A 26,543-nucleotide genomic window follows, 5' to 3' on the forward strand; every position below is an offset into this window, starting at 1 on the left:
TTTGCGGGCTGTTCAGTTTATGGACGATCGTTCCCGGCCAAAGATCAACAAATCGTCTTCTGGGAGCACGTCCGTGGCAGACCTCGCCCGTTGGTGTGTCCGGCACCGGCTGATCACCGTGCTGCTGTGGCTCCTCGCCTTCGGCGGGGTCACCGCTGCCGCCGCCGTGGCGGGTTCGGCGTACTCGAACGACTACGACGTCCCCGGCACCGAGTCCGGCCGTGCCGCGCACCTGCTCGAGGAGGGCTTCCCGGGCCTGGGCGGGGACAGCGACACCGTTGTCTGGCACACCGTCACCGGCACCGTCCGCGCCGCCGACGTCGAACAGACCATGACCCGCGCCATGGACCGGATCGCCTCGCTGCCCGGCGTGGCCTCGGTGACCGGCCCGTACGGCCACCACGGCGCCCACCGGATCAGCGCCGACGGCCATACGGGCTACGCGACCGTCACCTTCGCCCAGCCGGCCGATCACATCGACCGGTCCGAGGCACAGGCCGTGGTGCGCACCGCCCGGGCCGCGGCGGGCGACGGGCTGCGGGTGGAGCTGGGCGGCAGCGCGATCGGGCTCACCGCGTCCCCGCGCGAACACACCGCCGAGGTGGTCGGCGTGCTCGTCGCGGCCGTCGTGCTGTTCCTCGCCTTCGGTTCGCTCGCCGCCTCCGCCCTGCCCATCGCCACCGCGCTGGTCGGCGTCGGCACCGCCTACTCCGGCATCGGGCTGCTCGGACACGCCATGAACGTCGCCGACTTCGCGCCGATGCTCGGCATGCTGATCGGCCTCGGCGTCGGCATCGACTACGCGCTGTTCATAGTGACCAGACACCGGCGCGGACTGAAACGCGGCCTGAGTGTCACCGAGGCCGCCGTGAACGCCGTGGCCACCACCGGACGCGCGGTCGTCTTCGCGGGTGCGACGGTGTGCATCGCCCTGCTGGGGATGCTGATACTGCGTCTGAGCTTCCTCAACGGGGTCGCCGTGGCAGCCTCGTTGACGGTCGTGCTCACCGTCGCGGCCTCGGTCACCCTGCTGCCCGCCCTGCTGTCGTACATCGGCCCACGGGCCCTCAGCCGCCGTGAGCGGCGCCGGCTCGCCGAGCACGGACCGCGTCCCGAGCTGCCCACCGGCCTCGCCGCCCGCTGGTCGGCGCTGGTCGAACGCCGCCCCAAGCTGCTCGGTTCGCTCGCCGTCGGCGTGGTCGCGCTGCTCGCCCTGCCGACCCTCTCCCTCCACCTCGGCACCTCCGACCAGGGCAACGACCCCCGCGGCTCCACCACCCGCAGGGCCTACGACCTGCTCGCCGAGGGCTTTGGACCCGGGGTGAACGGTCCGCTCACCCTGGTGGCCCGGGTGGACGGCGGCGCGGACAAGCTCGCCCTGGACAACCTCGACACGACCCTGCGCGCCACCCCGGGCGTCGCCTCCGTCACCCCGGCCACCTACGCCACCGGCGGCGGTACCGCGTACCTCACGGTCGTGCCCGACTCCGCACCGCAGTCGCAGGCGACCAGCGACCTGGTGGACCGGCTGCGCACGGAGGTGCTGCCGCGCGCGGAGGCGGGCACCTCCCTCGACATTCAGGTCGGCGGAGTCACCGCCGGCTACGACGACTTCGCTGATGTGATCGTCGGCAAACTGCCGCTGTTCGTGGGGGCGGTCATCGGGCTCGGCTGTCTGCTGCTGCTCGTCGCGTTCCGCTCGCTCGGCATCCCGCTGAAGGCCGCGGTGATGAACATCGCCGCCGTGGCCGCCGCGTTCGGCATCGTCGTCGCCGTCTTCCAGTGGGGCTGGGGCAGCGAACTGCTCGGCCTCGGCCGGGCCGGGCCCATCGAGCCGTTCCTGCCCGTGATCATGGTGTCGGTGCTCTTCGGCCTCTCCATGGACTACCAGGTCTTCCTGGTCAGCCGGATGTACGAGGAGTGGCTGGAGACCGGCGACAACCGGCGCGCCGTCCGCGTGGGTCTCGCCGAGACCAGCCGGGTCATCAACTCCGCCGCGATCATCATGATCTCGGTCTTCCTCGCCTTCGTGCTCAGCGGTGACCGCGTGATCGCCATGTTCGGCATAGCGCTCGCCTCGGCCGTCGCCCTGGACGCCTTCGTCCTGCGCACCCTGCTCGTGCCCGCCCTGATGCATCTGCTCGGCGCCGCCAACTGGTGGCTGCCCGCCTGGCTGGAGCGCCGCCTGCCCCGCGTCAGCATCGAGCCGCCCGGGTGCCGCGCCGCGCATGAGAGGCTCGGCGGGGTCTCGGTGGAGGAATTGCGGAAGGAAGAGCAGCGCGATGTACGCGATATCCCTGGGTGACGACGGCGCCGAGCTGCGGCCTCTGGAGGTCTGGCACGCCGAGGAGCTCCTCGCCAACATCGACCGGGGGCGGGAGTTCATCGGCCGGCACATCGGGCTGGCGGAGGTGGTGTCCGACCTGGCCGGCGCGCGTTCCTGGCTGAGGTCGTACGCCGACAAGCGCGCCGCCGACACGGGCGGCCTGCACGGCATCTGGCTGGACGGGAAGCTGGTCGGCGGCCTGCTGTTCAGGGTGTGGGACACCCCGAGCGGCGTGTGCGAGGCCGGCTGCTGGCTGGAGCCCGCGGCGGCCGGGCGTGGTCTGGTCACCCGGGGCATGCGGGTACTACTGGAGTGGGCCTTCGAGGACCGCGGCATGCACCGCGTGGAGTGGTACGCGTCCTCCGCCAACGAGCCCAGCATCAACGTGGCCCGGCGGCTCGGCATGACCCGCGAGGGCATGCTCCGCGAGAACTACCCGCACCAGGGTGTGCGCGCCAGCACCGAGATCTGGTCGGTGCTCGCCCCCGAATGGCGTGCGGCACGCGCGCGTGGCGCCCACAACGATCATTAAGAGACCTCTCAGACAACGTCCGTACGGTGCCGGGCATGGCTACGAAGACACAGGAAGGCGCCGCGGCCGGCACCGAGGCGCAGGGCGACGAGACGGCGGTGGAGGCCGCCACCACCGATGCGGGGGCCGCGCGGGCGGAGACCCTTGAGGACGGCACCGGGCAGGCCGACACCGTCGAGGAGGCGGACGCCGGGGAGCAGGAACCCGACCAGGAGAAGGTGCCCTCCGGGGTCGGCCAGGGCGCCGGTGCCGTGGTCTCCGCCGCGCTGGGCCTCGTCTCGCTCAGCGGCGGCTGGATCGGCACCGTCGCCGGCGCCCGCGAGCAGCTCGCCGGCCAGCTGCACACCTCCTCCACCGCGAGCGTCGCCGCCCAGATCAAGGCGGTCTACGGCAACGCCTGGCACAGCACCGCCCTGTGGGCCGGCCTGTTCGCGCTGGCCGCGCTGCTCACCGGCGTGGTCGTGCTCGCCCGGCCCGCTTTCGGCGCCCCCGGCCGTACCCAGGAGCCGTGGATCAGGTCCGTCGCCTGGGCGGGCGTCTCGCTCGGCGTCATCGGCCTGCTGCTGGCCGTACTGAAGTACTCCGACGCCCTGCTCGCCCTGCCCTCGACGGGCTGAGAACGCGCAGGTCCCAGGGGCCTTAGGGAAATCCATGAGCACCTTACGGACTCCCTGAGGCCCCTTACGCGCGCGTGGGGCCCGTACGGCGCCCGAAGATGCGGAACTCTCCCGATGTGGCGCACCCCCCTGGGAGACGAAGGTGGAGGCATCGCGGAAAGCGACGCACGACACCGACTCTCCTCGAAGGACCCACCGTGATCGAGATCGAGTACCACAAGATGCGCTCCGCCCAGCTGATCCTCGAGGCCGAGCAGCAGCGCCTGGCCCGCGAGGCCGCCCGGGCCCGCCGCGCCGCCCGCCGCGCGGGATCGGCCGGACACGGCGGCGCGGCCGCCGAGTCCCATACCGACCGGCCCCGCCGGCACCGGATCCCGCGCACCGCGTGAACACCGGACCGATGAAGGGGCCCGGTGCGGAGGGCGGCCGTACGGGGGTCGGCCGCCCTCCGGGCCCGCCGGATGAGGGTCGTACGACTGTCCACCCCAGTCGTACGACCCTTCCGTCTGTTTCCACAGCCCTTCCGAGCGGCGGTGCGACGATCACACCGAAGCTGTGGAAAACCGCTGCCGCGCCATCCGGCCCTCGTGCGATGCTCGGGCCCGTGGAGACCAAGTCCGTGAGTCCCGTGTTCATCGGCCGCACCGACGAGCTGGACACCCTGAACGACGCGCTCGCCCGCGCCCGCGCCGGTGAGCCGCAGGCGCTGCTGCTCGGCGGCGAGGCCGGCGTCGGCAAGACCCGCCTCGTCGAGGAGTTCGCCGCGGCCGCCGGCCGGCACGCGGTCGTCGCCGTCGGCGGCTGTGTGGAGATCGGCGCCGACGGCCTGCCGTTCGCCCCCTTCTCCACCGCGCTGCGCGCGCTGCGGGACGCCCTGCCCGAGGAGTTCGCCGCCGCAGCGCGCGGACAGGAGGAGGAACTGGCCCGCCTCCTGCCCGACCTGGGCGAGGCCGGCGCCGGCGGGCACGACGAGCAGGGCATGGCCCGCCTGTTCGAGCTCACCGCCCGGCTGCTGGAACAGGTCGCCGCCGAGCGGCCGGTCGTGCTCGTGCTGGAGGACCTGCACTGGGCCGACGCCTCCACCCGCCACCTCCTCGCCTACCTCTTCCGCACCCTGCGCGCCGGCCGGCTCCTCGTCCTCGCCACCTACCGCTCCGACGACATCCACCGCCGCCACCCGCTGCGCCCCCTGCTCGCCGAGCTCGACCGGCTGCGCACCGTCCGCCGGGTCGAACTCGACCGCTTCACCCGCGAGGAGGTCGCCCGCCAGATCGCCGGCATCCTCGCCGCCGAACCCGACCCCGCCCAGGTCGACGAGATCTTCGAACGCTCCGACGGCAACGCCTTCTTCGTCGAGGAACTGGCCGTCGCCGGCTGCGACGGCTGCTGCACCGGCCTCACCGACTCCCTGCGCGACCTGCTCCTGGTGCGTGTCGAGACGCTGCCCGAGAGCGCCCAGCGCGTCGCCCGGGTCGTCGCCGAGGGCGGCTCCACCGTGGAGTACCGGCTGATCGCGGCCGTCGCCCGGCTCGGCGAGGACGATCTCATCGAGGCGCTGCGGACCGCCGTCGGCGCCAACCTCCTCACCGTCACCCCGGCCGGCGACGGCTACCGCTTCCGGCACTCCCTGGTCCGCGAGGCCGTCGCGGACGACCTGCTGCCCGGCGAACGCTCCCGGCTCAACCGCCGGTACGCCGAAGCCCTGGAGAGCGACCCCACGCTCGTCCCGGCCGACGCGCGCGTGATGCGTCTCGCCAGCTACTGGTACCACGCCCACGACGCGGCCAAGGCCCTGCCCGCCGTCCTGGACGCCTCCGTCGTGGCCCGCCGCCGGCACGCCTACACCGAGCAACTAGGGCTGCTGGAGCGGGCGATGGAGCTGTGGGACAGCGCCCCGCAGGAGGTGCGTTCCGCCCTGCGCCCGGTCGACTACGCCGAGGTCTACCCGCCCTGCGGCTGCGACCCGGCCACCACCCCGCTGCGCTATCTCGACCTGATGGCCGAGGCCGCCGTCGCGGGCCGCTTCGGCGGCGAACGCGAACGCGCGCTGAAGATCACCAAGCGGGCGCTGCGTCTCCTGGAGGAGGAACCGGACCCCCTGCGCGCCGCCTGGTTCTGGGTGCAGCGCTCCCGGCTCGTCCAGGCCCAGGGCCGCGGCGACGGCCGGCAGGAACTGGCCACCGCCCAGGACCTGGTGCGCGGCCTGCCGCCGTCCGAGGTGCACGCCGAGGTGCTGGCCCTCGCCGCCGGCTGGTCCATGCTGCACCGGCCCGGACGCGAGGCCTTCGCCGCCGCCGAGCGGGCCGTGGAGTACGCGCGCATGGTCGGTGCCCGCGACATCGAACTGCACGCCCGCCTCACCCTCGGGGGTCTCAAGGTGGACGCGGGCGACACCGAGACCGGCCTGGCGGAGATGCGGCAGGTGCTGCGGGACAGCCTCGCGGAGGGCGTGCACTATGTCGCCGGCCGCGCCTATGTGAACCTGCCGTCCGAGCTGCAGAGCATCGGCCGGGACCGGGAGGCCGTCCCCCTCCTGCGCGAGGGGATCGCCTTCGCCCGCGCCCACGGGCTGATGGACTCCGAGGCGTGGACCCGGGGCAACCTGTCCGAGGCGCTGTACTCGCTGGGCGACTGGGCGGAGGCCGCCGAGACCGCCGCCCACGCGACCCGCGTCGGCCACAGCGCCAAGCCCCGTGGCCAGGGCGCCCTGCGCCTGGCCCACCTCGCCCTAGCCCGCGGCGACCTCGCCGAGGCGGCCCGCCAACTCGCCGCCGCCCGCGCCCACTACGGCACCCATGACCCCATGCCGCAGCTCTCTCTGCCCGTGGCCAGGGTCGCCCTCGGCGTCGCCGCCCAGGAGGGCCGTATCGCAGACGCCCGAGCCGAACTGCTCCGGGCCCTGGACGACGGATTCCCGCCCGGCACCCAGCGCTACGGCTGGCCGCTGCTGCGGGCCGCCGCCACCGCGGAGGCCGAGACCCGCACCCTGCCCGCCGCCGGACCGGACCGCGGCGAGATCCTCGACCGCCTGGCCGACGCCGTACGCAACCTCACCACCGGCGCCCCGCTCTGGCAGGCCTACGAACAGTGGACCCGCGCCGAGCTGCGCCGCGCGAAGGGCACGGACACCGCCGACGACTGGTCGCCCGTCGTCACCGCCTTCGAGTGCCTGGACCGCCCCTACGAGCTCGCCCGGGCCCGCCACCGCCTGGCCGGCGCGCTCCTGGCAGACGGCGGTGACGACGAACGCGACCGCGCGGCGGAACTGCTCCGGCTGGCCGCGGCGGTCGCCGGACACCTCGACGCCCGGTCCCTCGCCGACGCCGTCGCCCGGCTCGCCCAGCGGGCCCGGCTCACCCTGAGCCGCGCGCCCCGGCAGGGCCTCGCCGCCGCCGACCCCGCCGCCGAACTCGGCCTCACCAACCGGGAGCGGGACGTCCTGCGCCTGGTCTCGGCCGGCCGTACCAACCGCCAGATCGCCGAGGAGCTGTTCATCTCGCCCAAGACCGCGAGCGTCCACGTGTCCAACATCCTGAGCAAGCTCGGTGTCTCGGGCCGGGGAGAGGCGGCGGCGGTGGCGCACCGGCTGGGACTGTTCCCGGCCGAGACGCTCACTGCCGGGAGGGCGGGCTGAGACCTACGCTGGAGAAACGCCACAAGGGGGAGAAAGCGGGGGAGGGGCCGTGTTCAACGCCTTCGAGGAACTGTTCGCGCCCGGTCGCAAACACACCCGGGACGAACAGAACCGTCTGGAACTGACCCGTGAGGACGTCGGTGACAACGACCCCGGACGGGGGCCCATAGACCTCACGTCCGGGAAGGCGGTGATACGCCTGCCCGGACCACCGCCCGCCGAGGCGGAGCCGGAGCGGCGACCGGACGAGGGCGCCGAGGAGGCGTGAGCGGTCCGGCGAGCGCTACTTCACCCGCACCTCGAGCACCCGGTCGTCGCCCTTCTTCGGCCGGCCCCGGCCATCGGTGTTGCTCGTCACCAGCCACACCTTGTCCCCGCCCGCCGCGATCACCGTGCGCAGCCGGCCGTAGGCACCGGCGAGGAAGGCCTGGGGCGCCGCCGAGGCCTCCGTGCCCTTGAGCGGGATCCGCCACAGCCGCTGACCCTTCAGGCCCGCCATCCAGATCACTCCGTTCACGTAGGCGATGCCGCTGGGCGAGGCGTCGTCGGTGTGCCACTGGGCGATCGGGTTCTGGAAGGCGGCGTCGGAGGACCTGCCCTCGGCCCGCGGCCAGCCGTAGTTCCCGCCCGGCTTGATCGCGTTCAGCTCGTCCCAGGTGTCCTGGCCGAACTCCGAGGCGAACAGGCGCTGCCGGTCGTCCCAGGCCAGGCCCTGGACGTTGCGGTGGCCGTACGAGTACACCGGGGAGCCGGGGAAGGGATTGCCCGGGGCCGGTTCGCCCTCCGGGGTCAGCCGCAGGATCTTTCCGCCCAGCGACTTCCGGTCCTGGGCCAGGCCCCGCTCGCCGCTCTCGCCGGTGCCCGCGTACAGCATCCCGTCCGGCCCGAACGCGATCCGGCCGCCGTTGTGGATGACGCCCTTGGGTATGCCCTTGAACACCGTGTCCGGGGCGCCCAGTTGCTCACCGGCCGGTTTCCGCTCGTCGTACAGGACGCGGACGATGCGGTTGTCCGAGGCCGAGGTGAAGTAGGCGTAGATCATGTGGTCCGAGGCGTAGCCGGGGGAGAGGGCGATGCCCAGCAGACCGCCCTCGCCGGCCGGGGAGACCCCGGAGACCTTGCCGAGCACGGTCCCGCGGCCCGTCCTGTCGTCGATCCGGATGATCGTGCCGTCGTCGCGGGAGGAGACCAGCAGACCCCCGTCGGGCAGCGGCGCCAGGCCCCACGGCGTCTTCAGGCCCTCGGCCACGGTCCGCAGCACCTTCACCGATCCCCTGGCCGGTGCGGCGGATTCGGTGGCACGGCCGGAGGGGGCCGTGCCCGGCGCCGTACCCGTGGACGGGCCGCCCCCGCTCGGGGACCCGCCCCCGTCGGAGGAGCAGCCGGCCGTCAGCAGGAGGGCGGCCACGGCCAACAGGGCCGACACAGGTCGTCGTCGCACGATCACGATCCCTTCGAAGCGGCGGTCCGCCGGCATTGCTTCCTCTCATACACCGCCCGCGCCGCCCGGGTTCCCGATCCCCGGAAACCGACCCCGCAACCCCTCACTCCCACGACCCCTGCGCGGCCGGCAGCCTCGACACCTCGGTCAGGTCCTGCTGGGTCAGGCGCAGGCCGGCCGCCGCCGCGTTCTCGACGGCCCAGCGTTCCTGCTTCGTGCCCGGCAAGGCGATGACGTGGCGGCCCTGGGCCAGGACCCAGGCCAGCGCCACCTGGGCCGGCGTGACGTGCTCTCCGTGGCGGCGCGCGATCCGGCGCAGGCCCGCGACGACCGGCTGGTTGGCCGCCATCATCTCCGCCGTGAAACGGGGATGGCGGGCCCGGACGTCGTCCGGTTCGAAGCCCTGGCCCGGAGTCAGCATGCCGGTCAGGAAGCCGTTGCCCAGCGGCATCGCCGCGAGCAGACCCACGCCCCGTGCCTCGCACCACGGCAGCAGCGCCCGCAGCGCCTCCGGCGACCACACCGACAGCTCCGCCTCCACCGCGGCCACCGGGAACACCTGCTGCACCCGCTGCAACTGGCGCAGGGTCCCGTCGTGCAGCCCGGCCCCGGACCGGCGGCCCCCGCGCGCCCCCACCGCGCACAGGCCCAGTGCCCGCACCTTGCCGGCCCGCACCAGCTCGGCCATCGCGCCCCAGGTCTCCTCGACGGGGACCTCGGGGTCGGCACGGTGCAGCTGGTAGAGGTCGATCACGTCCGTCTGGAGACGGCGCAGGGAGGCGTCGCAGGCACGTTTCACATAGCCCGGGCGGCCGTTGGCCACGATGTGCTGCTCGCCCACCAGCAGCCCGACCTTCGTGGAGACGAAGGCGTCCGCGCGCCGCTCCTTCAGCACCCGGCCCAGCAGCAGCTCATTGGTGAAGGGCCCGTACATGTCCGCCGTGTCCAGGAGGTTCGAGCCCAGCTCCAGCGCCCGGTGCACGGTTCTGAGCGACTCGTCGCCCCGCTGCCGCGACCCGCTGTACGCCCAGCTCATCGGCATGCACCCGAGTCCGACGGCCCCCACCGCGAGCGCCCCCGCGCCGATCGTCCTGCGCTCCACCTGCTCGTGAACCTCCCTCTGCCCGGCCCCCAACCTAACCTCTGCACGCGCCGCACCTGACATAGCCTCCTTGGCATGAGCGCTGATGTGTGGCTCCCCATGGAGCCGGAGGAGATCGAGGGGCTGCCCGCGGGGCCCCGCTACCTGTTCTGGGACGGCGGTGAGGACGGTGACCAGCCGTTCCCGGGCGACCCGGCGGACTGCGCCGTGTACGTCGTGCCGTACATGACGCCTCTGCCGGTCCGGGTGCGCCCGCTGGAGCGGCTGACGAACGTCCAGGTGATCCAGACCCTCACCGCCGGCGTCGACGACGTCACCTCGCGGCTGTCGGTCATCCGGCCCGGCGTGCAGCTGTGCAACGCGCGCGGGGTGCACGAGGCGAGCACCGCCGAGCTCGCCCTCACCCTGACCCTCGCCTCCCTGCGCGGCATCCCCGGGTTCGTCCGCGCCCAGCAACAGGAGCGCTGGCAGAGCGCGTTCCACCCCGCCCTCGCCGACAAGTCCGTCCTCATCGTCGGTTACGGCTCCATCGGCGCCGCCATCGAGGACCGGCTCGCGCCCTTTGAACTCGCGCGGGTGGCGCGCGTCGCGCGCTCTGAGCGCACCACGGCGCGCGGTCCGGTGCACCCGCTCACCGAATTGCCCTCACTGCTTCCACACGCCGACGTCGTGATCCTCTCCACGCCCTTGACGGAGCGGACAAGAGGGCTGGTGGACGCCGAGTTCCTGGCCCGGATGAAGGACGGTGCGCTGCTCGTGAACGTGGCGCGCGGTCCGGTCGTGGACACCAAGGCCCTGCTCACGGAGCTGGAGAGCGGCCGGCTCACCGCGGCCCTGGACGTCACCGACCCCGAGCCGCTGCCGCCCGGGCACCCGCTCTGGCAGGCCCCCGGCGTGCTCATCAGCCCCCATGTGGGCGGGCCCAGCTCGGCCTTCCTGCCGCGTGCGAAGCGGCTGCTCGTCGACCAGTTGACCCGCTTCGTGAACCACGAGCCCCTGCGCAACGTGATCCTGACGACGGGGTCCTGACACCGCGTCCGGCACCCTCCGCAACCCCTCGGATGCGGCCCGTACCCGCATCCCCGCTGGTCGTCACGGAGCGTAGAGAAGCTATGTCCCTGAGTGACGATCCTGGTGTATCGTCCCGACAGGGGCTGCCGCCGAACGTTCGGCGCCGGGGATGGACATTTCAGATTTGTGAGGGGGGCGACGGGCGATGCACGGCCTATGGACGAACGATCCGACGCGGCGGAGCCGCCGACGACCCTGGCGCACGGCCACGCGCAGACGCGATCACCACACCAGCCACACCAGTCACCACCAGCGCAGGCACAGCGGCCGCAGAAGGCATGCGCACCCGGCGCAGCGGGACCGTCGGGACCCGGGAGCGGCGCGGACCGGGAGGCCCCGGTGAACGCGCCGCCCTCGATGACGACCGCCCTCGACGGAGCGGTGCGCGCACCGCATCCGCAGCAGGCGCCGCCGCCCCGCCGGCCGGCCGCCGGCGAGGGCACCCGCACGATGGAGCAACTCGTCCTCGCCCTGGTCTGCGCGGCCTACGCCGTCGGGGCCGCGTTCGACTGGGGTACGAACGAAGTGGCGCTGTTCATGGGCGACTTCGGGCTGAGCGCCGCGGCGGGCACCGCCGCCGTCTCCTGCTTCGTGTACGCCCGCAACCCACGTGTCCGCTTCCGCTCCGCCTGGCTGCTGTTCGCCCTCTCCTCGGCGATGGCGGCCCTCGGCAACGCGGTCTGGGGGTGGTACGAGGTGGTCCTCGGACGGCCCGTGCCCAGCCCCTCCTACGCCGACCTGTTCTTCCTGTGTTTCGCGCCGCCCGCCATCGTGGGCCTGCTGGTGCTCGCCAAACGGCCGGTGACCAAGGCCGGCTGGATCTGCCTGGCGCTGGACGCCTGGCTGATCGGCGGCTCGCTGCTCACGCTGTCGTGGAGCCTCGCGCTCGCCCAGGCGGCCCGGTTCGACGGACCGAGCGTGGCGCACACCGCGCTGTCGCTGGCGTACCCGCTGCTCGACATCGCCCTCGTCAGCATGGTGCTCGCGCTGCACTTCCGCCGCGCCCCGGGCAACCGCACCGCGGTGAACACGGCGATCGGCGCGCTCGCGCTGACCGTGATGTGCGACGCGCTGTTCACCTCACCGCTGCTGCACAGCAGTTACCGCTCCGGTCAGCTGCTGGACGCCGGCTGGTTCGCCGGTTCGCTGCTGCTCGCCTACGCCCCCTGGGCAGCGCCCCGGCGCAAGGGCGCGCAGGACGCGCACGTACCGGACGGACACACGCGCGTGGTGCACGAGCACCTGCCCGGACAGCGCGGCACGAGCCACCACCACGTGTCCCTGCCCGCCCCGGGCGGTGAGCACAGCCGCTACCCGGCCGGCCGGCCGCTCACCGGCTCCCTCGCCGCCCTCACCCCGTACCTCGCCGCCGCCGTGTGCACCCTGGGCATCCTGTACAACGTCCTCAACGGCCGCCGACCCGACCACGTCGTGCTGATCACCGCGGGCGCCGTCGTCCTCGCACTCGTCATCCGGCAGGGCATCATGCTGCTGGACAACATCACCCTGACCCAGGAACTGGCGCAGAAGGAGAACCACTTCCGCTCCCTGGTGCAGGGCTCCAGCGACGTGATCATGATCGCCGCACCCAACGGCATCCTGCGGTACGTCTCCCCGGCCGCCGCCGGGGTCTACGGCCGGCCCGCCGAGGACCTGGTGGGCACGGAACTGGCCGCACTCATCCACCCGGAGGACCTGGGCTGTGTGCTGCACGAGGTGCGCCGCTTCCTGGCCGCCAGCCCCCTGGAGGAACCCACCACCCGCATCGAGTGCCGCTTCCGCTCCGGGGGTGGGGGCACCTCCCGCGCCGGGGGAGAAGCCGAGAGCGGCGGAGGCTGGCTCAACGTCGAGTCGACCGTCAACCGCCACCACGGCGGCCTGATCTTCAACAGCCGGGACGTCACCGAGCGGGTACGCCTGCAGGCGCAGCTGCAGCACAACGCCGAGCACGACCCGCTGACCGACCTGCCCAACCGCGCGCTGTTCACCCGGCGCGTCCAGCAGGCCCTCTCCGGCCGCCGCGCCACGGACCGGGGCGCCGCCCTGCGCAACACGGCGGTGCTCTTCATCGACCTGGACGGCTTCAAGGCCGTCAACGACACGATCGGGCACCAGGCCGGGGACGAACTGCTCGTCCAGGCCGGCCGCAGACTCCAGGACGCGGTCCGGCAGGGAGACACCGCCTCCCGGCTCGGCGGCGACGAGTTCGCGGCCCTGATCGTCGGGGACGGCACGCGTGACCGTGCCGCCCGGGAGCGGAACATCCTGGAGCTCGCCGACCGCCTCAGGGTCACCCTCTCCCAGCCGTACGCCATCGACGGCAGCGACGTCCGGGTCAACGCCTCCATCGGCGTCGCCTTCGCCGAGCCGGGCCTCGGCGCGGGCGAGCTGCTGCGCAACGCCGACCTCGCGATGTACCGCGCGAAGGCGGCCGGCAAGGGCCGGGTCGAGCTGTACAAGCCGCAGATGCAGCAGGACGTCGTACGCAAGGCGGAGCTGGCCACCCGGCTCCGTGCCGCGCTGCACGACGGCGAGTTCGTACTGCTGCACCAGCCGGTGGTGTGCCTCGACAGTGGCCGGATCACGGCCGTGTCGGCGCAGGCGCGCTGGCGCTCCTCGCAGGGGGTGCTGTTCACCCCGGCCGAGTTCCTGCGGATGGCCGAGGACGGCGACAAGACCGCCGAGCTCGACCGCTGGATCCTGCGGGAGGCCGTCGAGCAGGCCGCCGAGCGGGCCGCGACCGGAACCGTCGTACCGGTGGCCGTGCGGGTCGGCGCCCGGCGGCTGCTGGACCGCTCGATGCCGCTCGGCCCGGTGGAGGCGCTGCTGACCCGGCACGGGCTGCCGCCCGGCGCGCTGGTCCTCGAACTGTCCGACGCCGATCCGCGGATCTCCCTGGACGAGCTGGAGCGGCGGCTGACCGCGCTCAGCCGGCTCGGGGTGCGGATCGCGCTGGACGGCTTCGGCAGCGGCTACGCGGCCATCACGGCGCTCCGAAGGCTCCCGGTGGACATCCTGAAGCTCGACCGCGGTCTGGTCGAGGGCGTCGTGGAGTCCGCGCGGCTGCACAAGATCACCGGTGGTCTGCTGCGGATCGCCGGCGATCTCGGGCTGCAGTCCGTGGCCGAGGGCGTGGATCTGCCGGAGCAGGTCGTCGCCCTGCGCGCGATGGGCTGCACACACGGGCAGGGCATGGCCTTCGCGGGTCCGCTGGACGAGTACCGGCTGCGCCGGGCGCTCGGATCCGGCCACTACCCGGTGCCGCACGCCCCGGCCGAGCCGGCCTTCGCCGGGACCGCCAGGGAACCGCTGGAGCGCCCCGGGGGTGAACGAGCCATGAAAAGGGGTTCCGGGGTGTACACAGGGGGTGTTCCCGCTGTTCTGGGAGGCGGCAGTGCCCTTCGTTCACATTCTGAGACTCCCGTCCCACCCACTTGACACGTGGTGCGCGTCGGGGGGAGGGTCAGTGCCATGCGCACCCGAATTCTCGTACTTGGACAGCGCGTCGGCTGAGCTGGGGCCCACCGGAGGACGATCCGGAAACCCCAGCGACCTCACCGGCGCGCTCCCCTCGCTTGCCTTGCGGCACGAGGGGTTTTTTGTTGCACGAGTGCCTTTCGTGCAGCGCTTGAACTCCGCACAAACCTCGCAAAAACCCTCAGCATCGAGAAGAGAATGCCGATGACCGAGCAGGCCACCGGGGCCCATCCGCAGCCGCGGCCCCGATCCGGAGGACAGCAGTCCGCCCCCGTCGAGCACGTGACGGGTGCGCAGTCCCTCATCCGCTCCCTCGAGGAGGTCGGCGCTGACACGGTATTCGGCATTCCCGGCGGCGCGATCCTGCCGGCGTACGACCCCCTGATGGACTCCACCCGGGTGCGCCACGTCCTGGTCCGCCACGAGCAGGGCGCCGGCCACGCGGCCACCGGCTACGCGCAGGCCACCGGCAAGGTCGGCGTCTGCATGGCCACCTCCGGCCCCGGCGCCACCAACCTGGTCACGCCGATCGCCGACGCCCACATGGACTCCGTCCCGCTGGTCGCGATCACCGGTCAGGTCGCCTCGAAGGCGATCGGCACGGACGCCTTCCAGGAGGCGGACATCGTCGGCATCACCATGCCGATCACCAAGCACAACTTCCTCGTCACCAAGGCCGAGGACATCCCGCGGATCATCGCGCAGGCGTTCCACATCGCCTCCACCGGCCGCCCCGGCCCGGTCCTGGTCGACATCGCCAAGGACGCCCTCCAGGCGAAGACGACCTTCACCTGGCCGCCCACCATGGACCTGCCCGGCTACCGCCCGGTGACCAAGCCGCACGCCAAGCAGATCCGCGAGGCGGCCAAGCTGATCACCTCCGCGAAGCGTCCCGTCCTCTACGTCGGCGGCGGCGTCATCAAGGCGGGGGCCACCGCCGAGCTGAAGGTCCTCGCCGAACTCACCGGAGCGCCCGTCACCACCACCCTGATGGCGCTCGGCGCGTTCCCCGACAGCCACCCGCTGCACGTGGGAATGCCGGGCATGCACGGTGCGGTCACCGCCGTCACCGCGCTGCAGAAGGCCGACCTGATCGTCGCCCTCGGAGCCCGCTTCGACGACCGCGTCACCGGCAAGCTGGACAGCTTCGCCCCGTACGCCAAGATCGTCCACGCCGACATCGACCCGGCCGAGATCGGCAAGAACCGCGCCGCCGACGTGCCGATCGTCGGGGACGCCCGCGAGGTCATCGCCGACCTGGTCCAGGCGGTGCAGAAGGAGCACAGCGAGGGCCACCAGGGCGACTACACCGCCTGGTGGAGCGACCTCAACCGCTGGCGCGACACCTACCCGCTCGGCTACGACCAGCCGGACGACGGCTCGCTCTCCCCGCAGCAGGTCATCGAGCGCGTCGGCCAACTCGCGCCCGAGGGCACGATCTTCGCGGCGGGCGTCGGCCAGCACCAGATGTGGGCCGCGCACTTCATCCAGTACGACAAGCCCGCCACCTGGCTGAACTCCGGCGGCGCCGGGACGATGGGCTACGCCGTCCCGGCCGCCATGGGCGCCAAGGCCGGCGCGCCGGACCAGACGGTCTGGGCGATCGACGGCGACGGCTGCTTCCAGATGACCAATCAGGAACTGACCACCTGCGCCCTGAACAACATCCCGATCAAGGTCGCCATCATCAACAACGGCGCCCTCGGGATGGTCCGCCAGTGGCAGACCCTCTTCTACAACCAGCGCTACTCCAACACCGTGCTGCACAGCGGCCCGGAGGACATCAACCCGGACGCGAAGGGCACGCGCGTGCCCGACTTCGTGAAGCTGTCCGAGGCGATGGGCTGCGTGGGCCTGCGCTGCGAGCGCCCGGAGGACCTGGACAAGGTCATCGCGGAGGCGAACTCCATCAACGACCGCCCGGTCGTCATCGACTTCATCGTCCACGAGGACGCGATGGTGTGGCCGATGGTCGCCGCAGGCACCTCCAACGACGAGATCATGGCCGCCCGGGACGTCCGTCCCGACTTCGGCGACAACGAAGACGACTGAGCGAGGAAGAGCAAAGAGATCATGTCCAAGCACACGCTCTCCGTCCTGGTGGAGAACACGCCGGGCATCCTCGCCCGGATCGCCGCGCTGTTCTCGCGGCGCGGCTTCAACATCGACTCCCTCGCGGTCGGTGTCACCGAGCACCCCGACATCTCCCGCATCACCATCGTGGTGGGCGTCGAGGACCTGCCGCTGGAGCAGGTGACCAAGCAGCTCAACAAGCTCGTCAACGTGCTGAAGATCGTCGAGCTGGAGCCCGGTCAGGCCGTGCAGCGCGAGCTCGTGCTGGTGAAGGTCCGGGCCGACAACGAGACCCGCTCCCAGATCGTGGAGATCGTCCAGCTGTTCCGCGCCAAGACCGTGGACGTCTCCCCGGAGGCCGTGACCATCGAGGCCACCGGGTCCGGCGAGAAGCTGTCCGCCATGCTCAAGATGCTGGAGCCGTTCGGCATCAAGGAGCTGGTGCAGTCCGGCACGATCGCGATCGGCCGCGGCGCCCGTTCGATCACCGACCGCTCGCTGCGCGCTCTCGACCGATCCGCGTAAAGCTGAAGTACGGCGGTATCCGGGCGGTCGGCGACACACCGTCCGCCCGGATGCCGAGACCCAGAGACTTCCCTTCCCCTCACCGGCATACGGTGGGACGCACAACCTGCACACCAAGGAGAGAACCCAAAGTGGCCGAGCTGTTCTACGACGCTGACGCCGACCTGTCCATCATCCAGGGCCGCAAGGTCGCGGTCATCGGCTACGGCAGCCAGGGCCACGCCCACGCGCTGTCGCTGCGTGACTCCGGTGTCGACGTCCGCGTCGGTCTGCACGAGGGCTCCAAGTCCAAGGCCAAGGCCGAGGAGCAGGGCCTGCGCGTGGTGACGCCGGCGGAGGCCGCCGCCGAGGCCGACGTCATCATGATCCTGGTCCCGGACCCGATCCAGGCCCAGGTCTACGAGGAGTCCATCGCCCCCAACCTGAAGGACGGCGACGCGCTGTTCTTCGGCCACGGCTTCAACATCCGCTTCGGCTTCATCAAGCCCCCGGCGGGCGTGGACGTCTGCATGGTCGCCCCGAAGGGCCCGGGCCACCTGGTCCGCCGTCAGTACGAGGAGGGCCGCGGCGTTCCGTGCATCGCCGCCGTCGAGCAGGACGCCTCCGGCAACGCCTTCGCGCTCGCCCTGTCCTACGCCAAGGGCATCGGCGGCACCCGCGCCGGCGTCATCAAGACGACCTTCACCGAGGAGACCGAGACCGACCTGTTCGGCGAGCAGGCCGTCCTCTGCGGTGGTACGGCCGCGCTGGTCAAGGCGGGCTTCGAGACCCTGACCGAGGCCGGTTACCAGCCGGAGATCGCCTACTTCGAGTGCCTGCACGAGCTGAAGCTGATCGTGGACCTCATGTACGAGGGCGGCCTGGAGAAGATGCGCTGGTCCATCTCCGAGACCGCCGAGTGGGGCGACTACGTCACCGGCCCGCGCATCATCACCGACGCCACCAAGGCCGAGATGAAGCAGGTCCTCGCCGAGATCCAGGACGGCTCCTTCGCCCAGAACTGGATGGACGAGTACCACGGTGGTCTGAAGAAGTACAACGAGTACAAGCAGCAGGACTCCGAGCACCTGCTGGAGACCACCGGCAAGCAGCTCCGCAAGCTGATGAGCTGGGTGAACGAGGACGCGTAAGCCTCACGTCAGGGGGCCGGGGCAGGTTGCTCCGGCCCCCGTTGTCCATCCCGCGGAAAGCCTCCATACAAAATGGAGTTTCCCGTCCGGGTGATCCTTCCGTAGAGGCGCATTACGACCACCGCCACGCCACTACACTGCTGCACAAACACGCGTCAGGCCCACAGCGTCGTGCGTCTTCCGCGGCTAGCCCCCTCCACCGCCTGCGGCCGTCGGGACGGCCGTCCGCATTGGACTTGTGAGGACTCACGTGAGCTCGAAACCCGTCGTACTCATCGCTGAAGAGCTGTCGCCCGCGACCGTCGACGCGCTCGGCCCGGACTTCGAGATCCGGCACGCCAACGGAGCCGACCGAGCCGAACTGCTCCCCGCCATCGCCGACGTCGACGCGATCCTGATCCGCTCCGCCACCAAGGTGGACGCCGAGGCCATCGCCGCGGCGAAGAAGCTCAAGGTCGTCGCCCGCGCCGGCGTCGGCCTGGACAACGTCGACGTCTCCGCCGCCACCAAGGCCGGCGTGATGGTCGTCAACGCCCCCACCTCCAACATCGTGACCGCCGCCGAGCTGGCCTGCGGTCTGATCCTCGCCTCCGCCCGCAACATCCCGCAGGCCAACGCCGCGCTGAAGAACGGCGAGTGGAAGCGCAGCAAGTACACGGGCGTGGAGCTGGCCGAGAAGACCCTCGGCGTCGTCGGCCTCGGCCGCATCGGCGCCCTGGTCGCCCAGCGCATGTCGGCCTTCGGCATGAAGGTCGTCGCCTACGACCCCTACGTGCAGCCCGCGCGGGCCGCGCAGATGGGCGTCAAGGTGCTGACCCTGGACGAGCTGCTGGAGGTCTCCGACTTCATCACCGTCCACCTGCCCAAGACCCCCGAGACCCTCGGCCTCATCAGCGACGAGGCGCTGCGCAAGGTCAAGCCCAGCGTGCGCATCGTCAACGCCGCGCGCGGTGGCATCGTCGACGAGGCGGCGCTGTACGCGGCGCTGAAGGAGGGCCGGGTCGCCGGCGCGGGCCTGGACGTGTACGCCAAGGAGCCGTGCACCGACTCCCCGCTGTTCGAGCTGGACCAGGTGGTCTGCACCCCGCACCTGGGCGCCTCCACCGACGAGGCCCAGGAGAAGGCCGGTATCGCCGTCGCCAAGTCGGTGCGCCTCGCGCTCGCCGGCGAGCTGGTGCCGGACGCGGTGAACGTCCAGGGCGGAGTCATCGCCGAGGACGTCAAGCCCGGTCTGCCGCTCGCCGAGCGTCTCGGCCGTATCTTCACCGCGCTGGCCGGCGAGGTCGCGCACCGCCTCGACGTCGAGGTCTACGGCGAGATCACCCAGCACGACGTGAAGGTGCTGGAGCTGTCCGCGCTCAAGGGTGTCTTCGAGGACGTCGTCGACGAGACGGTGAGCTACGTCAACGCGCCGCTGTTCGCGCAGGAGCGCGGCGTCGAGGTCCGGCTGACCACCAGCTCGGAGTCGGCCGAGCACCGCAACGTCGTCACCGTGCGCGGCACCCTCGCGGGCGGCGAGGAGGTGTCGGTGTCCGGCACGCTGGCCGGCCCGAAGCACATCCAGAAGATCGTCGCGGTCGGTGACTACGACGTCGACCTCGCGCTCGCCGACCACATGGTCGTCCTGCGCTACGAGGACCGTCCGGGTGTCGTCGGCACCGTCGGCCGCATCCTCGGCGAGGCGGGCATCAACATCGCCGGCATGCAGGTCGCCCGCGCGGCGGTGGGCGGCGAGGCGCTGGCCGTCCTCACCGTGGACGACACGGTGACCTCCGGTGTGCTGGCCGAGGTCGCCGCCGAGATCGGTGCGACGTCCGCCCGCTCGGTGAACCTCGTCTGAGCACATCCGTGAACTCCCCCCACAGGGAGTAGCCCCGGACGGGCCGACTTCCGTCGGCCCGTCCGGGGTTCTTCTTTCTGCCCTACTTCTCGTCCTCGACCTCGATCCTCCGCAGGCTCACCGCGGCCCCGACCGCCGCGATCGCGACCAGCACCGCCCCCGCGATCGACGCGGCCTGCATCCCGCTGGTGAAGGCCTCGCGGGCCGTGGTGACGAGGGAGCCGCCGGCCCCGCCGGGCAGCCGGGCCGCCGTGGCCAGGGCGTCGCCCAGGGTCTCGCGGGCCCCGGCCGGGGCGCCGGCCGGCATCTCGTGGCGGTAGACCGCCGTACCGATGGAGCCGAGTACGGCCATGCCGAGCGCGCCGCCGAACTCCGTGCCGGTCTCCAGCAGGGAGGAGGCGGTGCCCGCCCGCTCCACCGGTGCGCTGCTCATGGCCAGGTCCACCAGCTGGGACGTGATCGCGACCATCCCGCAGGCGAGGACGCCGGCCCCGGCCAGCACCAGCCACAGCGAGTCCGTGCCGAGGAGCGTGAACATCGAGAACCCGGCCGCCATGGCGGCGAAGCCGCCGGCGACGACGTACCCCCGGTTGACGCCGCGCTGGACGAGCTGGGCGGTGACCGGACCGGCGAAGCCGATGAACACCGAGGGCAGCAGGCTCCACAGGGCCGCGGCCAGCGGGGACTTGCCGAGGACCGACTGCAGGTACTGGGTGGTGAAGATGGCCGAGCCCAACATGGCGAGCGCGGCGACGAGGTTCAGGACCAGTGCCGGGGCGAAGCCGCGCCCCTTCAGCAGGGCCGGCGGGATCAGCGGTGAGGCGCTGGTGCGCTGGCGGCGGACGAAGAGGGCCGCGAAGAGCAGGCCGACCGTGATCGAGACGACGTACAGCGGGTGCCAGCCCTCGGAGGGGATCTCCTTCAGGCCGTAGATCACGGGGAGCACGGCGGCCATCGACAGCGGGACGCTCACCCAGTCGAAGCGGCCCGGGGCCGGGTCCTTCGACTCCGGCAGCAGCACCGGGCCGAGCAGCAGGAGCAGCACCATCGCGGGCAGGTTGACCAGGAAGACCGAGCCCCACCAGAAGTGCTCGACCAGGATGCCGCTCATCACCGAGCCGAGCGCGATGCCGCCGGTCATCACGCCCGACCACAGGCCGATCGCCTTCGCCCGCTGGCCGGGGTCGGTGAACATCGTGCGCAGCAGCGCCATCGTGGACGGCATCAGGGTCGCGCCGCCGATGCCGAGGACCGCGCGGGCCGCGATCAGTGTCTCGGCGCTGTTCGCGTAGGCCGCGAGGAGCGAGGCGGCGCCGAAGGCGGCGGCGCCCATGAGGAGGAGCCGGCGGCGGCCGATGCGGTCGCCGAGCGAGCCCATCGTCATCAGCAGGCCGGCCAGGACGAAGCCGTAGACGTCGAAGATCCACAGCTGCTGCGTGCCGCTCGGGTGCAGATCCGCGCTGATCGCGGGGGTCGCGAAGTACAGGACCGACACGTCCATCGAGACCAGCAGCAGCGGGAGCATCAGCACGCCGAGAGCGGTCCACTCGCGGCGCCCGGCGCGGGCGGGGGCGCCGTCTTCGGCGCCGACGGGGGCGTTCGTGCTCGTCGAGTTCGTCATGCCAGTGACTGTACGGGCGTCTTAAACGCTTGTCTAGAACGAATGTATAAGTCATCCGTCTGGGACGACCGTATGGATCGGCGGTAGGGTGGTCGGCATGGGACACCGTGAGGATCTGCTCGAAGGCGCCAAGCGCTGCCTGCTGGAGAAGGGGTTCGCGCGCACGACGGCGCGTGACATCGTCAAGGCCTCGGGGACCAACCTGGCCTCGATCGGCTACCACTACGGCTCCAAGGACGCGCTGCTGGCGCAGGCGTACATCGCCCTGGTGGAGAACATGTCCGACGCCTTCGACGGAAGCGACGGGTCCACGATCGAGGGCGCGCCCGGCTCTCTGGAGCGCTTCCGGTGGGTGTGGTCGAACATCGTCGCCACGATGCGGGGACCGGGCTCCATCTGGCGGCTCAGCATGGAGGTCATGACCATCGAACTGCCCGAGGTGCGCGAGCACTTGAGTCGCGCCCAGCGGGAGGGGGCGCGCGGTCTCGTGGCCCTCCTCCAGGGCGTGCCGGAGGAGGAGATCCCCGACGAGACGGCGGACACCCTGGGCCGCTTCTACATGACCCTGATGACCGGTCTCATCGCCCAGTGGTCCTTCGACCCCAAGACGGCCCCGGACGGCGACGCGCTCACCGAGGGCCTCCGGCAGATCGTCGAGGCCACCAGGGCCGCCGGGCCCGATCCCTCGGCGGTGCTGAGGGGCTGACCGGTGTGCGCGCCGCGCGCGGCCCCCGCATGCGGGAGATCCGCCTCGTGCGCCGCGTGACTGCGCCTCGGCGGCGACGGCCGGGTGCACGCGCCGGTGCCCGAGACTCCCGTGGCCGGCGTGGTCACCTCGAAGGACCGGGGGGAACCCGTGCCGCTCGCGGCGGCGGCCGCCCCCGTGTGGTGCGGGGCCGAACGCGTCGGCCCGACCGAGACGGACGTCCCGGCTGTCCGGTGGGGGCCGGAGGATTCCTCCGGACCGCGACGGACGTCCCTTCCGGCGCCGGCGCCGGCGCCGGCGTCGGCGGCGGGGCCGCCGGGGCGCCTACAACCGTGCCCGCTTCAGCGCCATGTGCAGCAGTAGACGGTCCTCGCCGTCGTCCAGGTCCAGGCCCGTCAACTGTTCGACGCGGGAGAGCCGGTAGTACAGCGTCTGCCGGTGGATGCCCAGCTCGGCGGCGGTACGGCCGGCCTGGCCCGCGCAGTCCAGGTAGACCTCGGCGGTGCGGGCGAGTTCGCGCTGGGCGGGGGTGAGGAGCGGGCCGGCCACGGGGTCGTGCGCGACCTCCGGCGGCAACGCGGTCAGTAGCCGGTACGGGCCGATGCCCCGCCACTGCGCGACCGGCCCGAACCGTGGCTCGGCCAGCGCGGCGCGCGCGGCGGCCAGCGCCTCCTGCCAGACCGTGCCCAGCGCCGTGAGACCGGTGCGCGGATCTCCGACCCCGGCGGCGCACCCCGTGCCCCGGCCCGCTCCCGCGAGGCCCGCCGCGGCGGCCGCCGCCACCCGGGCTCCGGCCCCGCGCGCCGCGCTCCCCGGCGCCCCCCGAGCCCCCTCGGCCTCCTTCAGCACGCGCGCGGCCGCCGCCAGCGCGGGGGTGCTCACCTCGGTGGTCCGCAGCCGTACCAGCAGTGCCAGGCTCTGCCCCGACGCGCCCCACGGCAGCGTGCACAGCGCCATGGCGTGGGGGACCGCACGGGCGGCGGGGGCGTCGTCCGGGTCCGCCGAGGGCCAGGGGGCGACGCACACAAGGGTGACGGGACCGTCGGCGTGGGGCCCGAGGGCCGTACGGAGTTCGGCCACCGCCATGTCCTGCTGCCAGCCGCGCTCCGCCGTGAGCACCGCCCGCAGCTCCCGGCTCAGCCCGGCCCCGGCCTCCGCCTCGTCCGCGAGCAGCGCGCCGATCCGGCCGGCCACCTCCATCGCGGCGGCCAGCTGTGCGTCCGTCGGCCCGGGATCGCTCTCCAGCAGCCAGACGTAGCCGAGGACGACGCCCCGATGGCGTACCGGGAGGCAGATCCGGCCGCGGTAGACGCCCGCCTCCGGGCTCGGCGGGATCCGTACCGGGCCGGTCGCGCGGGTGATGCCGAAGCCCTCGAACCAGGACCGCACCGTGGCCGTGGAGCGCCGGGTCAGGATCGAGCGGGTGCGCACCGGGTCCAGCGCGGAGGGGTCCAGTTCCTCGTCGCTGTCGTACGCGCCGAAGGCGATCAGCTCGAAGTCGCGGTTCTCCAGGGTCGCCGGGACGCCCAGCAGCTCGGAGATCTCGTCGACCAGTTCCTGGTAGTCGGCCTTGAAGGCCTTGAAATCCGCCGCCACTCGGGCATTCTCCCTCATTTCCCGGAGGCCTTCATACATCTGTCTGAGATCCCGTGCACGGATGCGTGACAGCTGTCGATGGCCCACGATCGGAGAGATCCTTAGGTTTCACGGTGGTTCTCCGTGCCGTACCCGAATCGTCGGGTGACGGCCGTATTTGGTGCTTGTCTGTGGAGGTGCCCCGTGCTGGGTCCCGTGATTCTCGCCGCGTCGCGCAGCGACCGGATGCGACGCCTGATCTCGGCGGCCCCGGTGACCAAGCAGGTCGTCGACCGCTTCATCCCCGGCGAGACCGTGGCCGACATCGTGCCGATCATCAGGGACCTGACGGCCAAGGGCCTGGAGCTGACGATGGACGTCGTCGGCGAGGACATCACCACCCCCGAGCAGGCCACCGCCGCCCGGGACGCCTACCTGGCGCTGATCGACCACCTCGCCGAGCTGCAGCTCGGCGAGCGCGTCGAGATGTCCGTCAAGCTGTCGATGTTCGGCCAGGCCCTCGAGGGCGGCCACGAGCTGGCGCTCGCCAACGTCCGCCCGGTCGTCGAGGCGGCCGCCACCATCGGTACGACCGTGACGCTCGACGCCGAGGACCACACCACCCTCGACTCGATGTTCGCCATCCACGAGGAGCTGCGGAAGGACTTCCCGCAGACCGGCTGCGTCATCCAGGCCTACCTCTTCCGCACCGAGGCCGACGCCCGCCGCCTGGCCGCCGCCGGCAGCCGGGTCCGCCTGGTCAAGGGCGCCTACAAGGAGCCCGCCGAGGTCGCCTACCAGCAGAAGCACGAGATCGACAAGGCGTACGTCCGTGTCCTGCGGATCCTGATGGAGGGCGAGGGGTACCCGATGATCGGGTCGCACGACCCGCGTCTGATCGCCATCGCCCAGGAGCTGGCCCACAAGGCCGGGCGCAAACTGGACGAGTACGAGTTCCAGATGCTGTACGGCATCCGCGGCGACGAGCACCTCCGGCTGGCCGCCGAGGGTCACCGCATGCGCGTCTACACCGCCTACGGCACCGACTGGTACGGCTACTTCATGCGGAGGCTCGCGGAGAAGCCGGCGAACCTGCGCTTCTTCCTCCGCTCGATGGTCAGCAAGGGCTGAGTCCCAACACCCGCTCAAGATCAAGGAGTTCGGATCTCATGGACGCTGTGACCCAGGTCCCCACCCCCGTCAACGAGCCGGTGCACGGCTACGCCCCCGGCTCGCCCGAGCGCGTCCGGCTCGAGGCCAAGCTCAAGGAGCTGGCCGAGAACCCGGTCGACCTGCCGATGACCATCGGCGGCGAGAAGCGGATGGGCGGCGGCGAGCCGTTCCAGGTGGTCCAGCCGCACAACCACAAGTCCGTCATCGGCACCGGACGGCACGCCACGCAGCAGGACGCGCGGGACGCCATCGACGCGGCCCTCGCCGCCGCGCCGGCCTGGCGCGCGATGTCCTTCGACGACCGCGCCGCGATCATCCTGCGCGCCGCCGAGCTGCTGGCCGGCCCGTGGCGCGAGACGATCGCCGCCTCCACCATGCTCGGCCAGTCCAAGACCGCCCAGCAGGCGGAGATCGACAGCCCCTGTGAGCTGGTCGACTTCTGGCGGTTCAACGTCCACTACGCCCGTCAGATCCTCGCCGAGCAGCCCCCGGCGAACTCCCCGGGCGTGTGGAACCGTCTGGACCACCGCCCGCTGGAGGGCTTCGTCTACGCGATCACGCCGTTCAACTTCAGCGCCATCGCCGCGAACCTGCCCACCGCGCCCGCGCTCATGGGCAACGTCGTGGTCTGGAAGCCGTCCCCGACCCAGACCCACGCGGCCGTGCTGCTCATGCAGCTGCTGGAGGAGGCGGGCCTGCCCAAGGGCGTCATCAACCTCGTCACCGGCGACGGCATCGAGGTCTCCAAGGTCGCCCTGGAGCACCGGGACCTGGCGGGCATCCACTTCACCGGCTCGACCAAGACCTTCCAGTACCTGTGGAAGACGGTCGGCAACAACATCGAGAAGTACCGCTCCTACCCGCGTCTGGTCGGCGAGACCGGCGGCAAGGACTTCCTCGTCGCCCACCCGAGCGCCGACCGCGCGGTGCTGAAGACCGCCCTGACCCGCGGCGCCTTCGAGTACCAGGGCCAGAAGTGCTCCGCCACCTCCCGCGCCTACGTCCCGGCCTCCATCTGGAACTCGGGCTTCAAGGAGGAGTTCGCCGCCGAGGTCGACTACCTCACCATGGGCGACGTCACCGACCTGTCGAACTTCATCGGCGCCGTGATCGACGACCGTGCCTTCGCCAAGAACAAGGCCGCGATCGACCGCGCCAAGGAGGACCCGGCCTGCACGATCGTCGCGGGCGGCACCTACGACGACTCGGTCGGCTACTTCGTCCGTCCGACCGTCGTCGAGTGCTCCGACCCGGAGAACGAGGTGTTCCGCACCGAGTACTTCGGTCCCTTCCTCGCCGTGTACGTCTACGAGGACGACCAGTACGACGAGATGCTGACCCAGATGGAGTCGGTGTCCGACTACGCCCTCACCGGCTCGGTCATCGCGAACGACCGCGCTGCGGCGGCGTACACGATGGAGAAGCTGCGCTACGCGGCCGGCAACTTCTACATCAACGACAAGTCGACCGGCGCCGTCGTCGGCCAGCAGCCCTTCGGCGGCGGCCGTGCCTCCGGCACCAACGACAAGGCCGGCGCCCCGCAGAACCTGCTGCGCTGGACCCTGACCCGCGCCATCAAGGAGACGCTGGTCCCGCCGACCGACTACGCGTACCCGCACATGGGCTGATCAGCCCGCCCCCGAGCGACGGGCCGGGAAGCCTGACACCGAGCAGGCTTCCCGGCCCGTTTCCATCGCACC

At 71.9% G+C, this 26,543-nt stretch carries 19 protein-coding genes; 15 read left to right on the forward strand and 4 right to left on the reverse strand.

Annotated features, from left to right (window positions below; all coding sequences use genetic code 11):
* Positions 1 to 73: 73 nt before the first annotated feature.
* The 6 genes from AB0D93_RS15730 to AB0D93_RS15755 all read left to right on the forward strand — a co-directional run bounded on the left by AB0D93_RS15730 (position 74) and on the right by AB0D93_RS15755 (position 7,377).
* Entirely contained in the window at positions 74 to 2,305 is a 2,232-nt protein-coding gene (locus AB0D93_RS15730) for an MMPL family transporter (protein WP_362119309.1), read from the forward strand.
* Positions 2,283 to 2,858, forward strand: coding sequence for a GNAT family protein (locus AB0D93_RS15735; protein WP_362119312.1), 576 nt, complete (start codon positions 2,283 to 2,285; stop codon positions 2,856 to 2,858). Before AB0D93_RS15730 ends, AB0D93_RS15735 begins: the two co-directional genes overlap by 23 nt.
* 35 nt (positions 2,859 to 2,893) lie before the next feature.
* Positions 2,894 to 3,475, forward strand: a complete 582-nt coding sequence (locus tag AB0D93_RS15740; RefSeq protein ID WP_362119315.1) for a hypothetical protein — start codon at positions 2,894 to 2,896, stop codon at positions 3,473 to 3,475.
* A gap of 197 nt (positions 3,476 to 3,672) precedes the next feature.
* Complete coding sequence (locus AB0D93_RS15745) at positions 3,673 to 3,864, forward strand: hypothetical protein (RefSeq protein ID WP_362119318.1); 192 nt, start codon at positions 3,673 to 3,675, stop codon at positions 3,862 to 3,864.
* Positions 3,865 to 4,067: 203 nt separating this feature from the next.
* Positions 4,068 to 7,109, forward strand: a complete 3,042-nt coding sequence (locus tag AB0D93_RS15750; RefSeq protein WP_362119321.1) for an AAA family ATPase — start codon at positions 4,068 to 4,070, stop codon at positions 7,107 to 7,109.
* Positions 7,110 to 7,158: 49 nt separating this feature from the next.
* Complete coding sequence (locus tag AB0D93_RS15755; protein ID WP_362119324.1) at positions 7,159 to 7,377, forward strand: DUF6191 domain-containing protein; 219 nt, start codon at positions 7,159 to 7,161, stop codon at positions 7,375 to 7,377.
* Between the two features lie 15 nt (positions 7,378 to 7,392).
* On the opposite strand, the gene AB0D93_RS15760 is transcribed toward AB0D93_RS15755, so the two are convergent.
* Together AB0D93_RS15760 and AB0D93_RS15765 are read right to left on the reverse strand one after the other, a co-directional pair.
* Positions 7,393 to 8,535, reverse strand: coding sequence for a PQQ-dependent sugar dehydrogenase (locus AB0D93_RS15760; RefSeq protein ID WP_362119883.1), 1,143 nt, complete (start codon positions 8,533 to 8,535; stop codon positions 7,393 to 7,395).
* Positions 8,536 to 8,653: 118 nt separating this feature from the next.
* Complete coding sequence (locus AB0D93_RS15765; protein ID WP_362119327.1) at positions 8,654 to 9,652, reverse strand: aldo/keto reductase; 999 nt, start codon at positions 9,650 to 9,652, stop codon at positions 8,654 to 8,656.
* A gap of 75 nt (positions 9,653 to 9,727) precedes the next feature.
* On the opposite strand from AB0D93_RS15765, the gene AB0D93_RS15770 reads away from it, so the two are divergent.
* From AB0D93_RS15770 to serA, 6 genes are all read left to right on the forward strand, one after another.
* Positions 9,728 to 10,681 (forward strand): 2-hydroxyacid dehydrogenase, encoded by a 954-nt coding sequence (locus AB0D93_RS15770; protein WP_362119330.1) that lies wholly within the window; start codon positions 9,728 to 9,730, stop codon positions 10,679 to 10,681.
* A gap of 381 nt (positions 10,682 to 11,062) precedes the next feature.
* Positions 11,063 to 14,161 (forward strand): EAL domain-containing protein, encoded by a 3,099-nt coding sequence (locus AB0D93_RS15775; protein WP_362119333.1) that lies wholly within the window; start codon positions 11,063 to 11,065, stop codon positions 14,159 to 14,161.
* Between the two features lie 243 nt (positions 14,162 to 14,404).
* The gene (locus AB0D93_RS15780; RefSeq protein ID WP_362119336.1) at positions 14,405 to 16,252 is read left to right on the forward strand and encodes an acetolactate synthase large subunit; all 1,848 of its coding nucleotides are present in this window, start codon (positions 14,405 to 14,407) and stop codon (positions 16,250 to 16,252) included.
* A 21-nt stretch (positions 16,253 to 16,273) separates the two neighbouring features.
* Positions 16,274 to 16,798, forward strand: coding sequence for an acetolactate synthase small subunit (gene ilvN / locus AB0D93_RS15785; RefSeq protein WP_018544678.1), 525 nt, complete (start codon positions 16,274 to 16,276; stop codon positions 16,796 to 16,798).
* A gap of 131 nt (positions 16,799 to 16,929) precedes the next feature.
* Positions 16,930 to 17,928 (forward strand): ketol-acid reductoisomerase, encoded by a 999-nt coding sequence (gene ilvC / locus AB0D93_RS15790; RefSeq protein WP_362119339.1) that lies wholly within the window; start codon positions 16,930 to 16,932, stop codon positions 17,926 to 17,928.
* 250 nt (positions 17,929 to 18,178) lie between these two features.
* A complete protein-coding gene (gene serA, locus AB0D93_RS15795; protein WP_362119342.1) occupies positions 18,179 to 19,768 on the forward strand; it encodes a phosphoglycerate dehydrogenase in 1,590 nt (529 codons plus the stop codon).
* A gap of 82 nt (positions 19,769 to 19,850) precedes the next feature.
* Here serA and AB0D93_RS15800 read toward each other — a convergent pair whose 3' ends face one another.
* Complete coding sequence (locus AB0D93_RS15800) at positions 19,851 to 21,389, reverse strand: MFS transporter (protein WP_362119345.1); 1,539 nt, start codon at positions 21,387 to 21,389, stop codon at positions 19,851 to 19,853.
* 97 nt (positions 21,390 to 21,486) lie between these two features.
* Here AB0D93_RS15800 and AB0D93_RS15805 point away from each other — a divergent pair, with 97 nt between their 5' ends.
* A complete protein-coding gene (locus AB0D93_RS15805) occupies positions 21,487 to 22,095 on the forward strand; it encodes a TetR/AcrR family transcriptional regulator (RefSeq protein WP_362119348.1) in 609 nt (202 codons plus the stop codon).
* A 324-nt stretch (positions 22,096 to 22,419) separates the two neighbouring features.
* On the opposite strand, the gene AB0D93_RS15810 is transcribed toward AB0D93_RS15805, so the two are convergent.
* Positions 22,420 to 23,709, reverse strand: a complete 1,290-nt coding sequence (locus AB0D93_RS15810) for a helix-turn-helix domain-containing protein (protein WP_362119351.1) — start codon at positions 23,707 to 23,709, stop codon at positions 22,420 to 22,422.
* A 165-nt stretch (positions 23,710 to 23,874) separates the two neighbouring features.
* On the opposite strand from AB0D93_RS15810, the gene AB0D93_RS15815 reads away from it, so the two are divergent.
* Positions 23,875 to 24,801, forward strand: coding sequence for a proline dehydrogenase family protein (locus AB0D93_RS15815; RefSeq protein ID WP_362119354.1), 927 nt, complete (start codon positions 23,875 to 23,877; stop codon positions 24,799 to 24,801).
* A gap of 38 nt (positions 24,802 to 24,839) precedes the next feature.
* Positions 24,840 to 26,471 carry an L-glutamate gamma-semialdehyde dehydrogenase gene (gene pruA / locus AB0D93_RS15820; RefSeq protein WP_362119357.1) on the forward strand — a complete coding sequence of 544 codons (1,632 nt, stop codon included), beginning with the start codon at positions 24,840 to 24,842 and terminating at the stop codon, positions 26,469 to 26,471.
* Positions 26,472 to 26,543 lie beyond the last annotated feature (72 nt).

Source organism: Streptomyces sp. NPDC048191 (assembly GCF_040652655.1).
Taxonomy (GTDB): domain Bacteria; phylum Actinomycetota; class Actinomycetes; order Streptomycetales; family Streptomycetaceae; genus Streptomyces.